Origin of the sequence: Buttiauxella selenatireducens, from assembly GCF_031432975.1 — a bacterium.
GTDB classification, from domain to species: Bacteria; Pseudomonadota; Gammaproteobacteria; order Enterobacterales; family Enterobacteriaceae; genus Buttiauxella; species Buttiauxella selenatireducens.
The window spans coordinates 3,178,303-3,191,227 of sequence record NZ_CP133838.1 but is presented as its reverse complement, the minus strand read 5'-3'; the positions used below and the strand labels follow the sequence as shown (position 1 = coordinate 3,191,227).

General features: G+C 46.6%; 9 protein-coding genes and 1 pseudogene. 5 read left to right on the top strand and 5 right to left on the bottom strand.

The window, feature by feature from the left end; genetic code table 11:
- Nucleotides 1-71: 71 nt before the first annotated feature.
- The 3 genes and pseudogenes from RHD99_RS14620 to RHD99_RS24020 all read left to right on the top strand — a co-directional run bounded on the left by RHD99_RS14620 (nucleotide 72) and on the right by RHD99_RS24020 (nucleotide 1,948).
- Complete coding sequence (locus tag RHD99_RS14620; RefSeq protein WP_309874820.1) at nucleotides 72-977, top strand: LysR family transcriptional regulator; 906 nt, start codon at nucleotides 72-74, stop codon at nucleotides 975-977.
- Nucleotides 978-1,051: 74 nt separating this feature from the next.
- A pseudogene (locus RHD99_RS14615) lies at nucleotides 1,052-1,620 on the top strand (IS3 family transposase); the annotation flags it as partial.
- Nucleotides 1,621-1,639: 19 nt separating this feature from the next.
- Nucleotides 1,640-1,948, top strand: a complete 309-nt coding sequence (locus RHD99_RS24020; RefSeq protein ID WP_374708490.1) for a contractile injection system protein, VgrG/Pvc8 family — start codon at nucleotides 1,640-1,642, stop codon at nucleotides 1,946-1,948.
- 25 nt (nucleotides 1,949-1,973) lie between these two features.
- Here RHD99_RS24020 and RHD99_RS14610 read toward each other — a convergent pair whose 3' ends face one another.
- The 4 genes from RHD99_RS14610 to yeaG all read right to left on the bottom strand — a co-directional run bounded on the left by RHD99_RS14610 (nucleotide 1,974) and on the right by yeaG (nucleotide 9,335).
- Entirely contained in the window at nucleotides 1,974-3,950 is a 1,977-nt protein-coding gene (locus RHD99_RS14610; RefSeq protein WP_309874818.1) for an alkyl/aryl-sulfatase, read from the bottom strand.
- Between the two features lie 616 nt (nucleotides 3,951-4,566).
- Nucleotides 4,567-5,487 (bottom strand): LysR family transcriptional regulator, encoded by a 921-nt coding sequence (locus RHD99_RS14605; RefSeq protein WP_309874815.1) that lies wholly within the window; start codon nucleotides 5,485-5,487, stop codon nucleotides 4,567-4,569.
- A gap of 559 nt (nucleotides 5,488-6,046) precedes the next feature.
- Nucleotides 6,047-7,330 (bottom strand): YeaH/YhbH family protein, encoded by a 1,284-nt coding sequence (locus RHD99_RS14600; protein WP_309874813.1) that lies wholly within the window; start codon nucleotides 7,328-7,330, stop codon nucleotides 6,047-6,049.
- Nucleotides 7,331-7,400: 70 nt separating this feature from the next.
- Entirely contained in the window at nucleotides 7,401-9,335 is a 1,935-nt protein-coding gene (gene yeaG / locus RHD99_RS14595; protein WP_183271792.1) for a protein kinase YeaG, read from the bottom strand.
- Nucleotides 9,336-9,819: 484 nt separating this feature from the next.
- Here yeaG and RHD99_RS14590 point away from each other — a divergent pair, with 484 nt between their 5' ends.
- Both RHD99_RS14590 and RHD99_RS14585 read left to right on the top strand, forming a co-directional pair.
- The gene (locus tag RHD99_RS14590; RefSeq protein ID WP_183271791.1) at nucleotides 9,820-10,569 is read left to right on the top strand and encodes a MipA/OmpV family protein; all 750 of its coding nucleotides are present in this window, start codon (nucleotides 9,820-9,822) and stop codon (nucleotides 10,567-10,569) included.
- Between the two features lie 288 nt (nucleotides 10,570-10,857).
- Nucleotides 10,858-11,817: a bifunctional helix-turn-helix transcriptional regulator/GNAT family N-acetyltransferase gene (locus tag RHD99_RS14585; RefSeq protein WP_309874809.1), complete on the top strand. Its 960-nt coding sequence runs from the start codon at nucleotides 10,858-10,860 to the stop codon at nucleotides 11,815-11,817.
- A 184-nt stretch (nucleotides 11,818-12,001) separates the two neighbouring features.
- Here the strand turns inward: RHD99_RS14585 and RHD99_RS14580 are convergent, their stop codons facing one another.
- Nucleotides 12,002-12,889, bottom strand: a complete 888-nt coding sequence (locus RHD99_RS14580; protein ID WP_309874807.1) for a D-hexose-6-phosphate mutarotase — start codon at nucleotides 12,887-12,889, stop codon at nucleotides 12,002-12,004.
- Nucleotides 12,890-12,925: the final 36 nt, after the last annotated feature.

Sequence of the window (12,925 nt, the reverse complement as noted above, 5' to 3'; positions counted from 1 at the left end):
ACGAAATTCATTCAATGAATAATCCATTGAGCTACACTTGCCAGTACAACACTTTCTTCTGGTATCTACGAATGACCATACTATCTACTGATAAATTTGATTTCAATCTAATCCGCTTTCTTGTTGCGATTGTTGAAACTACAAGTATGGCAAATGCTGCAGAAATATTGGATGTCGCACCATCAGCTGTAAGCTATGCAGTCAAAAAGTTGCGAGAACACTACAATGATCCTCTATTCATTCGCAGCCTTCATGGGGTTAAGCCGACGGCACTAGCGCTTAATCTTTATGAAAGGTTCAGGATTATCAATGACGATATACTTAACACTTTGAGTATCAATTCCACATCCATACATGCCAAACGTAAAATATATATAAGAGCGGATAACTTAACTGAGCTATGGATTACAAATCGTTTGATCAGTCATGGCATAGTGCCTGCAGAGTGCAATATTGAATTCAGATATGCGGTAATTAGTGCAGAAGAACGTAGCCAACGAATACGAACTCAGGAGATTGATTTAGATATTGGGCTCACTATTCCTGGAGACAGAAACATTGTCTCTTACCATTTATTTGACTGGGAGTATATATTGATTTGCCGTGATAACCATAGTTCAATAGGTGAGACAATTACGAGTAAACAGTTTTCATCTGAACCTTACATTGGGTATTACTTCCGGTTTAACTCAACGATTGTACATAATAATTTCAGTCAATTGAGGATGATTCGCCCACTTGATCCTAGCATAGCGAGTGAATCGACTACAACCATGGTATTAAATATACTCAGCCAAGATCTTCTAATGTTTATTCCGAGAATTTACTTCACACTGCTCAGTGAAACATTACCAATAAGGGAAGTTAAATGCGATTTTATCCCGGAAGGCAAAGTAGCCAATCTTGTGCACTTAAATAAAAAAAACGCTTCTGATCCATTATTAAAAAAAATTATCTCTGTTTTAAAGCAAGCGTAATATTGGACAAGTGAATCGCCACGGGTTTAACAGACACCTCAGAGTCATTTAAGATGACTTAAAGAGAGGTGCCCATGAGCGGTAAGCGTTATCCAGAAGAGTTTAAAATCGAAGCAGTCAAACAGGTTGTTGATCGTGGCCATTCTGTTTCCAGCGTTGCAACACGTCTCGATATCACTACCCACAGCCTTTATGCATGGATAAATAAGTACGGTCCGGATTCTTCCACTAATAAAGAACAGTCAGATGCTCAGGCCGAGACCCGCCGTCTCCAGAAAGAGCTGAAACGAGTTACCGACGAACGGGACATATTAAAAAAAGCCGCGGCGTACTTCGCAAAGCTGTCCGACTGAGGTACGCCTTTATCCGTGACAACACCTGTTGCTGGCCTGTTCGTCTACTCTGTCGGGTGCTGGATGTTCATCCCAGTGGTTTTTACGCCTGGCTTCAGCAGCCGCATTCACAACGCCATCAGGCAGACCTGAGACTGACAGGACAAATTAAACAGTTCTGGCTGGAATCGGGATGCGTCTATGGTTATCGCAAGATCCATCTGGATCTGCGGGACAGCGGGCAACAGTGCGGAGTGAACAGAGTCTGGCGACTGATGAAACGTGCCGGGATAAAGGCTCAGGTCGGATACCCCACAGCTTTTTCCCCGCATCATTACCATCACCGCAACGGCAGCACCGTTTGAAAAGAAAGATAAAACCGGCTTCCGGCAGCGGCGCTCAGCCTCGTGGGACAACACCACGCTGGGCGAAATCTTCCAGACTATCGCCCAACGCCATAACCTGTCACCACGCATGGACGCCCGCCTCAGCAGCTTTACCTACCCGCACACCGATCAGATAAACGAGACAGACTCCGCCTTTCTGAACCGGCTGGCAGAAGAGCATGATGCGGTGGCCAAACCGGTCAATGGGGCTTACATCCTGGCAAGAAGGTATTACCTAAGGAAATACCCCTGAGGTGTTTAAGCCTCAGGGGGTTTATTTATGGTGTCACAATATTGAACCAGAACTCGAACTTGTCCATAAAGCCCAACATTTCGTCCATCTTCGCACCGTTACCGGTTACCTTCACATCACCTTTATCTTCAGCCTGTTTCAGCGTTTCTTCTTTCAGGATGATCTTATTCAGTGTGTCACGGTTCAGCGTAATCGTGGCGTCGGCGTCTTTCGCTTCGGCGTTAGCGGTGTGGTTCAGCACACCGTTTTCCAGCTCCAGCTTGTACTTGCCGCCATCATTGCCCAAATCGATATTAAACACCGCTTTAGCATTACCTGCTTTTTCACCGTTGATGTGAACGGCAAGGTAATCAAAGAACATTTCAGGCGTCATGGCACGAACGGTATCAGGGCTTGCCGTATTCGGCGTTGGGCCTTTCACCACGCCATTACGCAACTCCTGAGCACCGGTCAGGTAGAAGTTACGCCATGGGCCAGACTCTGCCTGATAACCCAACTGTTCCAGCGCATCCGCTTCAAGGTTACGTGCATTCTGGTTATTCGGATCGGCGAAGACAACTTTACTGACAACCTGCGCCACCCAACGGTAATTACCCTGATCAAAGTCGGTTTTCGCTTTCTGAAGAATCGCATCGGCACCGCCCATGTACTCAACAAATTTCTTCGCCGCTTCTTCTGGTGGCAGTTCGTCGAGGGTTGCCGGGTTGCCATCGTACCAGCCAAGGTACAGCACATAGGTCGCTTTCACGTCATGGCTGACTGAACCGTAGTAACCACGGTTAGCCCAGGTTTTCGCAAGGCTATCCGGCAGCTTGAAGTTTGCCGCAATTTCATCACGAGTCAGGCCTTCGTTTGCCATACGCAGGGTCTGGTCGTTGATATAACGATACAGGTCACGCTGGCTCTTCAGCAGGCCAACCACATTATCGTTACCCCAGGTTGGCCAGTGGTGCTGGGCCATAATAATTTCGGCTTTGTCACCCCAACGAACGATAGCTTCGTTGATGTATTTCGACCATGGCAGCGGTTCACGAATTTTTGCACCACGTAACGAATAGGTATTGTGCAGGGTATGGGTCACGTCCTCTGCGGCTTCGATGAGTTTTTTCTCTTCGATATACCAGAGCATTTCAGACGGGGCTTCAGAACCAGGTGCCAGCATAAAGTCATAAGTCAGGCCATCAATGACCTCTTTTTGACCATCTTTTTCGATGATATTCGTTGGCGCAATCAGCGTAACGGTACCCGCAGACGTTGTGGTGCCTAAACCAGCACCAACCTGCCCAGTCGCTTCGGGTTTCAGCAGGTTGCCATACATATAGCTGGCACGGCGGCTCATGACATTCCCGGCCATAATGTTTTCAGCAACGGCCGCTTCCATGAAGCCAGCAGGCGCATACACTTTTACCTTACCGGATTTCACATCCGCTTCATCGACAACGCCACGCACGCCGCCGTAATGGTCAACGTGGCTGTGGGTATAAATGATGGCGACGACAGGTTTGTTGCCACGGTTTTTAAAGTACAAATCCATGCCAACTTTTGCTGTTTCAGCGGAAACCAGCGGATCGACGACGGTAATCCCTTCTTTACCCTCAATGATGGTCATATTGGATAAATCAAGGTTACGGATCTGGTAAACGCCGTCTGTGACTTCGAAAAGACCGCTGATGTTGATGAGCTGGGACTGACGCCACAGGCTTGGGTTTACTGTATCTGGCGCTTTCTCACCTTCTTTAATAAAAGCGTACTGCTGTGGATCCCAGACCACATTTCCCTGCTCGCCTTTGATGATGTCAGAAGGCAAAGGTGCTATGAACCCCTTATGCGCATTGGCAAAATCAGTATTATCAGAAAAAGGTAACTGACTGTAGAGCGCATCGTTTGCTTGGCGGGTTGCCTGAGTCGCCTCTTTAGGAGCAACTTCTGCGTAGGTTGGCAGTATGACAGTTGACAGAAGTCCAGCGATTGCCAGCCCTCTTGCGATAGGTTTTAATTTCATTTTAATCCTTCTGTTGAATCAGTAGAACTATGTTTTATCTCAAACTGTAGTCAAGAATTTACATATTACAAAATATTTGTTGCGAAAAATGAAATAGCGATCTGATATGTGATATTTTCAGATATTACTTGGTATAAAAAATAGTGCGGCTGCATTAATTTTGAGTAAGTTACCATGGTGTTTTTAAGCTTCTTCCTTCCTGGGTGTTTTACGTTATCATGGTGAAGTCGAAGGTGTGAATCTAGATAAGAATGGGATTGGCGCAGCAGTGTTGGATATATTTAATATCAATGGCATCGATAATAAATGGTGGCGATTAGACAGAGCAAATGCCTGGGTAATCGAGTGAAATATGATTGTGAAAATATCAAATGCAACCTGTGCTGGAGTTCAAATTGTTTCAACGTACCCAGGCGCTCTGGTGAGTATTGAGCTGCTTTATATAATGCGAAAATGATAATGTTAGCATTCCGTAGGTGGGTGTTGATAATCAGTGGAATAATTTTATTTATTGATTTTCTAAATGACGGGTGGGAGTATTGATGCTGGTGTTGTCAGCATCGATGTAACACAAAAAAGCAATGTGCTATTTCACATTGCCTTTATTTGATATGGTTTACTTTCCAACTAGCTTGTTAATTTCGCTAAATACTCGGTTGATGTTAATATCATTGAGAGACTGGTTGTGGAAGTGAAGATAGTAATCTGAGTGAATGTCAACTTCAAATGGAATATCGAAAAAATTTACTGGTAGGATTGTTTTTAAAAAACTGGAAAACATACGGGGGATAATCATAATATTGTCGCTATTGGCGCAAAGTAGCATCATATTGAGTGATGATGAGGTGTTTACTAAAATATTTCGATAGTTACGCACATCATTCAACGTCACTGCATCACCTACCATCGATGTCATTCCATAATCTGCACGTGTCCAACGAACGTGCTCATTAGAATGCCAGTCATCAACCGTTAGTTGGTTTTTTATTGTGGGGTGAGATTGGCTCACCATTGCTTGTGTATTACTGCTTAATAGCTTATAGACAGTTATCGAGTTATCCTTGGGAAGCTCGGTCCCTATATCGATGTCCACTTTACGATTGCGTAAATTATTTGTCCTTTCTTCATCAGTAAAAGGATGAGGAATGAAAGTCAGTGAAACCCCTTCTTTTTTAAGTGAACCATTTCTCAGTAATGACATGGAAAGCCAAAACTCAAAAAAGGTATAGGTGCTGATAACTATTTCTTTAATGTGACCACTATCAGTATTCGTATCGGTAATATCTAAACCTTCGTTGATCAAAGACATTGCCTTGACGTATCGGGAATTGAGGTCAATAGCAAGAGTGGTGGGTACAACGCCGCTCTTTGAGCGGGTTAAAATTGGGTTAGTGGTAATATCCCTAAGCTTATTGATAGCATAGGTTATTGAAGAAGGAGATACGGATAACATTTCGGCTGCAGCGGTCACGCTTTTACATTCCAAAACTGCATTGAGAATTTTTAAGGACTTCAGTTCAATCTTTTCGCGGCTCATTGTTTTTCCCATATGTCAATGACGTAAACTTATCTGTATTGAATATAAACCGTAAGATAATTTTCTCCAGTTTTGTTTACGGTTTTAAGCCCACTGAGTTGGAAGCGTAAGCCAAGAGAGTACCACTATGATTTTATGCACATATAGCCATGGCGTGTTCTGCCATGCATATCTTTTGGTAAATACCATTGCTTGGTAAAGGATGCATTAAATTACTAGGGGAGTTTCAATATTTTCTAGTCGATACTACTCGATACGTCTTTTCGGACATAACATCAGCTTCTCGCTCACCTTTTTTGTCCCGTTTGTGTCTCGATAGCGTCCTGTCTTGAGTTGTAACGTAATGTTTATCAAGATGTTTTACTTTCGCAGTCCTATCCTAAGTGGTGGGGCTGGGGGGAGTTGAACCCGCCGGCAGAATCAGAGTTATTGAGAATGGGCATACCCAATTAGTTCCCCAAAACTAATTGCAAGTCACTGTAAATAAAAGAAACTTTTAGAGATTGATTTAAGAAAAAATCAGCCAGAATAATTAGATTATCTGACTGATTTTTATAGATTAATTGTAAGAACTACTAGACTGCTTCTGGAACAATTCGCGGAACACCGGATAGATATCATCCTGGTCGCGAATATGCTGCATGGCGAAGTTTTCAAACGTTGATTGTAAATCCTCATATTCACGCCACAGAGTCTGGTGGGCGCGACGCGTAATTTCGATATAACTATAGTAACGCACCATCGGCAGCAATTTTTTCGACAGCAATTCATGACATAACGGTGAATCATCTGCCCAGTTATCACCATCAGAAGCCTGCGCGGCATAGATATTCCATAATGCCGGGTCGTAGCGCTCTTTAACGACTTCATCCATCAGTTTCAGGGCGCTTGAAACAATCGTACCCCCCGTTTCCTGCGAGTAAAAGAACTCGTGCTCATCGACTTCCTTGGCCTGTGTGTGGTGGCGGATATACACCACTTCCACGTTTTTATAGGTCCGGCTCAGGAATAAATAGAGCAGGATATAAAAGCGTTTAGCCATGTCTTTGGTCGCCTGGTCCATCGAACCGGAGACGTCCATTAAGCAGAACATGACCGCCTGGCTTGAAGGTTCAGGGCGTTTTTCGTAATTTTTGTAGCGTAAATCGAAGGTGTCGATAAACGGTACGCGGGCAATTTTCTCGCGCAGTTCAGCAATCTCTCTGCGCAAGCGTTCTTCTTCAAGCAACTGCGCAGGTTCGCTGTTGCTCACCATTTCAAGACTGTCTTCCAGTTCATGTAATTGACGGCGTTTACCCGCGGTCATCGCGGTGCGACGGGCCAGTGAATTTTGTAACGAACGAACAACGCTGATGTTGGCGGGCACGCCATTCGAGGTATAACCCGCACGGTGAGATTTAAATTCAGTAATTTGGCGATGCTGATTCTTCTTCAGATTCGGCAAAGCCAGATCTTCAAACAGTAAGTCGAGATATTCGTCTTTTGAAATTTGAAAGACGAATTCATCCTGGCCTTCGCCGTCCTGGCTTGCCTGACCCTGGCCAGCACCGGAGCCCCCGCCACTCCCCTGCGGGCGTTCAATACGGTCATTCTGCACGAAGTGATCGTTACCCGGGTGAACACGGTGGCGCAGACCGCCACGACCCTGATGAAACATCGGCTCGCTAATATCTTCACTTGGGATCGAGACCGATTCACCGCTATCCACGTCGGTTACCGAACGCTTGTTGATGGCCTCGGAAATCGACTGTTTAATCTGTGCTTTATAACGACGCAAAAAGCGCTGGCGATTCACCGCACTTTTATTTTTGCCGTTCAGTCGCCTGTCAATAAAATAGGCCATAATTCCCCCAAACTTCTTTGCCAACTGCGCAGGGGGGCCACAATGCGTGGCCCCATCTTTGACTCAGCCGTTATGAAGATTTACGTACCCGTAGATACCATTCGCACAGCAGGCGAACTTGTTTGCGGGTATAGCCTTTCTCCATCATACGATCGACAAAGTCATCGTGTTTTTTCTGCTCGTCTGTAGAAGTTTTGGCATTGAACGAAATAACAGGCAGCAGCTCCTCGGTGTTTGAGAACATTTTCTTCTCGATGACCGTGCGCAGCTTCTCGTAGCTCGTCCAGTTAGGATTACGACCATTGTTGTGGGCGCGGGCACGCAGCACGAAGTTGACGATTTCGTTACGGAAATCTTTCGGGTTGCTGATACCTGCCGGTTTTTCAATTTTTTCCAGCTCTGCATTCAGGGATTCACGGTCAAACAACTGGCCGGTATCCGGGTCGCGGTATTCCTGATCCTGAATCCAGAAATCAGCGTAGGTAACATAACGGTCGAAAATGTTTTGCCCATACTCTGAGTAGGATTCGAGGTACGCCGTCTGAATCTCTTTACCGATAAATTCAGCGTATTTCGGGATCAGGTAGCCTTTCAGGTGTTCGAGATACTTCTCGGCAAGCTCCTGCGGGAACTGCTCGCGCTCGATCTGTTGTTCCAGAACATAGAACAAATGCACCGGGTTTGCGGCCACTTCTGCGTGGTCAAAGTTGAACACGCGAGAGAGGATTTTAAACGCGAAACGTGTCGACAACCCGTTCATGCCTTCGTCCACGCCTGCGTAATCGCGGTACTCCTGGTAGGATTTCGCTTTCGGATCGGTATCTTTCAGACTTTCGCCGTCGTACACCCGCATTTTGGAGTAAATGCTGGAGTTTTCCGGCTCTTTCAAACGAGAAAGGATTGAGAAGCGCGAAAGCGTTTCCAGCGTGCCTGGGGCACATGGCGCATGTAACAATTCACTGTGCGTGAGCAGTTTTTGGTAGATTTTGATCTCTTCGGAGATCCGCAGGCAATAAGGCACTTTGACAATGTAAACACGGTCAAGGAACGCTTCGTTGTTTTTGTTGTTACGGAACGTCACCCACTCAGATTCGTTTGAGTGCGCAAGGATAATGCCATTAAATGGCAGGGCGGAAATGCCTTCGGTGCCGTTATAGTTCCCCTCCTGGGTCGCGGTCAGCAACGGGTGGAGTACTTTAATTGGCGCTTTGAACATCTCAACGAATTCCATGATGCCCTGGTTTGACCGGCACAGTGCACCGGAATAGCCGTAAGCATCCGGGTCGTTTTGCGCGTGGTTTTCCAGTTTACGAATATCCACTTTACCGACCAGTGCCGAGATATCCTGGTTGTTCTCATCACCCGGTTCAGTTTTGGCAATCGCAATCTGCGCCAGAATTGACGGCCAGACTTTCACTACACGGAATTTGGTGATGTCACCGCCAAACTCATGCAGACGTTTTGCCGCCCACGGCGACATAATCGTGCCGAGATAGCGGGTAGGGACGCCGTACTCTTTCTCAAGAATAGAAGCATCTTCTTGTGGATTAAACAGGCACAGCGGGTGGTCATTCACCGGGCTGCGCTCGCCGTTAGCACTCAGTGTGTAAATGGGCACGCGCTGCATTAACGCCTTCAGACGTTCAGCGAGTGATGACTTACCGCCACCTACCGGCCCCAACAAATAGAGAATCTGTTTCTTCTCTTCCAGGCCTTGGGCCGCATGTTTAAGATAGGCAACAATTTGTTCGATGGCTTCTTCCATGCCATAGAACTCTTCAAATGCCGGGTAACGGGAAATCACCCGATTCGAAAAGAGACGGGACAGCCGTGGCTCTGTGGCAGTATCCACCATCACTGGCTCACCAATGGCCATCAATAGCCGTTCTGCCGCATTGGCATAGGCACTGCGATCTTGCTTACAGATTGCAAGAAACTCCTGCAGTGTGAACTCTTCGTCCTTGGCAGCTTCATAACGCTGGCGATAGTGATCGAATATATTCATGGCATGCCGTCCTTTCGTATTTAGCACAGGTTAGAGAGCCGTTCGTATGAGTAATGGAGGCTCCCGGAAGACGTCTCCTGAATCTCGAGCAACCCTTATGCCAACTTCTCTTACCCCTCATCATTCAAGTCTTAAGCGCGTTGACTACCACTCGAATGTCTTAGGGTATCGTGGCATTTTCATTGCCGCGTTCAGCGTATTTCATCTTCCTAAAATAAAGCGTAGATGGCATTTGCAAAACTTGCATACGGCCACAAGCCAATTTCAATGACATATCAATAACTCATCCAAATAAATCTCCTTTTGTTGTAAAGGGAAGTGGTTGGTATCACATGTGATTCATAAAACTGAAAAGAAGATGAAATCTGTTCGCGAGATGTTGTTCAGTTGCTCTGATGTTTCAAATTGGTAAAAAATTTTGGCTAAGAAAGCAAGAGGGTTACACTCTCCTGGCTAATTATTTGATTAAAGGATTTAATGGATTGTGAGCAATTTCAAAATTATTGCATTGGGGGGACTCATTGCTTCCACTTTTTCTGTAGCACAGGCTGCGGATGGTCCCTGGTCGTTAGGAGCAGCAGCTCTGGTGACACCTAACATGTACAAAGGCGAACAAGACCGTTTGTACCCTGTTCCGATGATAGGTTACGAAGGGGAGAGTGTTTACCTGCGCGGGTTAACCGCAGGTTACTACCTGTGGAATGACCAGGCTGACAAGCTTTCCATTATTACCTACTTTTCACCGATCTTTTTCCGTGCGAAAGACAGTGACTCAAAGAGTATGCGTCAGTTAGAAAATCGCCATGCGACTCTGATGGCGGGGCTTTCCTACGTGCATAACACGCAGTATGGTTTCTTACGTACCGTGCTGGCGGGTGACACGCTGGGCAATAGCAACGGCGTAACCTGGGATACCGCATGGTTGTATCGCTACAATAGCGATCGACTGACCATGACCCCTGGCATTGGGATCACGTGGAGCAGCGAGAACCAAAACCAATATTACTATGGCATTAGTAAGAGCGAGTCACAGCGCAGTGGTTTAGATTCCTATGATCCTGAAAGCAGCTGGTCGCCGTACGTTGAGTTGTCTGTTAACTATAAGCTGACAGACAGCTGGAATGTCTTCGGTATGGGGCGCTATGTTCACCTGGCCAATGAAGTCACTAATAGCCCGATGATTGATAAAGAGTGGACGGGTATTTTGATGACAGGCATCACCTACAGTTTCTGATGGTGCATTCAGTGCACTTCAACGGGGCATCTTCGCCCCGTTTTGATGTCGACTTGTATCGACACTTTTCTTAAAAATAATCAGATACCCTTCCTGCTAAATCCACTCTCATTCTGGCCGATTACCTTTCTGTTGTTGCTCCAAAATAGTGCGCATATCCGGTGCATTTGCACCAACATGGTTTTTTTATTCTCGGTCTAAGCTGACCTTCAATAGGGTAAACGTTGACAATCTCCTGATGATAATGGTTGTATTGTACAACCATTATTTAGCGCATGCAGATGACATATGTCCCAAATCCAGTTAATTGACGAAATCCGAGCGGCTTCCCGACTTATGGTCCGTGAGCTTGGATTTATGAACTCCACACTTGCCGCAACAAACTATTCTCCTTCAGCAGTGCATAGCTTGTTGGAGATTGAGAACCATGGCGCGTTGACCGCGGCACAATTAGTGCAAATCTTGGGGCTGGAAAAGTCCAGCGTCAGCCGGATGCTGACCCGATTACTTGCCGCAGGTGAGTTACAAGAGGTCCAGGCCCGCCATGACGCGCGCGTTAAACTGCTCAAGCTGACGGACAAGGGAGCAGAAACGGTCAAGAAGATAAATGAATACGGTTCGATGCGTGTCATAAAAGCGCTGGAAAATCTGGATGCCGCGCAACAGAAAACAGTGGCTCATGGGTTGTCTGCATATGCTCGCGCGTTAGAAAACTGTCGGGATGTCGATATGTCTTCGTCGTCAGAAACGATAGAAATTATCACAGGTTATGTGCCAGGAATGATTGGACGCATTGCCGAAATGCACGGCACGTATTACGCGAAGCATCATAACTTTGGCCATTTCTTTGAGGGGAAAGTGGCAAGCGGACTGGCTGAATTTGCTGGTCGTCTGGATGAACCGTGCAATCAAATCTGGTTGGCTGTTAGCCATGGCAGGATTGTTGGCTCTGTCGCGATAGATGGTCAGGATTTGGGAAATAATGAAGCCCATTTGCGCTGGTTTATTCTTGACGATAATTGCCGTGGAACGGGAGTGGGCAGAAAGTTGCTCAACCAAGCTATGGCGTTTAGTGATGCGCGCGAATTTGCTGCCGTGCAACTCTGGACGTTCAGCGGTCTGAATGCGGCCAGACGTCTGTATGAATCTTTTGGATTTAAGCTGCTAAAAGAGTGGCAGGGCGACCAGTGGGGAATGATGATGACGGAACAACAGTTCACCAGACAGAAAAATAGCTCTGGGCGCTGAGTTGCAATAATGGAAAAGGCGTTTACGGCACCGGGCCGCTAAACGCCTTTATACCCGTCATACTTCAAGCTGCTTATGCGTTGGCTGCACCCGCTCACCCCAGTCACTTACTCAAGTAAGCTCCTGGGGGTTTACGGCTTTGCCGCCTTTAAGCAACTCGAATTATTTTGGGTATAGATCTGATTTAAGCTTTTTTTGATACACGCAGTGTCGCGGCTAAACGTGCAGGCTTATCCGCTGTTGCTTTTTGTGATGCGCTGGCGCAAGCCGTCTCGACACAAACAAAAGTCTTGTAACCATCGTCTGGCATGTCTGCCATAGAAGCTGACAGTGCCGGGCCTGGGTTCCAGCCAACCACATTGATGTGATGGTGATGGATGACGTCGATAGTGCGATTCAGGCTGGCATCATGGATAACGCTGCACTCTTCTGGTTCCAGATAAACGCGGTCAGTGCGATCCGGGAAGGTCTGCACGCCGTCGGTCAATTGGCCTTCAGTCGCATTCAACACTTTATCGATATACTTGTTGCCCAGCCCGCTGACTTTCACTGCGGCGATATCGCCCACGTTGAAGTAGGTGTGCAGTGCTGAATTAACGTCGAATTCGCCATGTGCCTCCAGTTCCATCTCGCAGGTCTTACCCAGCTTGTAACGTGCATACAGGGTAAAGTCATGTGGCCAGAATTTACGAGTCGCATCGCTGCTCTGTAATTCGAAGGTCAAAGAGACGCCGCTTTCATCTTCATTATGCGCACTCAGAGTCCATGGCAGGTTACGTGCGAAACCATGCGCTGGCAGGTCTTGCTGAGCTGCCGGACCAAACCATGGCCAACAGATAGGTACACCACCACGAATCGCTTTACCGTTCTGGAACGGCGTGTTGTTACTTAGCCAAAGCACTTCTTCTTCACCGGCTGGTTTCCAGGACAGCAGGTGCGCGCCTTGCAAAGTCACAGAACCACGAACTTGCGGATGGTCAACCACGATAACGTCCAGCTCGTCAATCTGGCGGCGAGACAGGGAAGGGGTAATTTGTTCAATAACCGGAAGGGCAAAAATTTTATTAATCATTTGTTCAACCTATCGATCAAAGGCGAAAAAAAAGGC

Coding starts and splice junctions, on each gene's coding strand:
- RHD99_RS14580 (WP_309874807.1), bottom strand. CDS start 12,889: ATGATTAATAAAATTTTTGCCCTTCCGGTTATTGAACAAATTACCCCT.
- yeaG (WP_183271792.1), bottom strand. CDS start 9,335: ATGAATATATTCGATCACTATCGCCAGCGTTATGAAGCTGCCAAGGAC.
- RHD99_RS14610 (WP_309874818.1), bottom strand. CDS start 3,950: ATGAAATTAAAACCTATCGCAAGAGGGCTGGCAATCGCTGGACTTCTG.
- RHD99_RS14600 (WP_309874813.1), bottom strand. CDS start 7,330: ATGGCCTATTTTATTGACAGGCGACTGAACGGCAAAAATAAAAGTGCG.
- RHD99_RS14605 (WP_309874815.1), bottom strand. CDS start 5,487: ATGAGCCGCGAAAAGATTGAACTGAAGTCCTTAAAAATTCTCAATGCA.
- RHD99_RS14620 (WP_309874820.1), top strand. CDS start 72: ATGACCATACTATCTACTGATAAATTTGATTTCAATCTAATCCGCTTT.
- RHD99_RS14585 (WP_309874809.1), top strand. CDS start 10,858: ATGTCCCAAATCCAGTTAATTGACGAAATCCGAGCGGCTTCCCGACTT.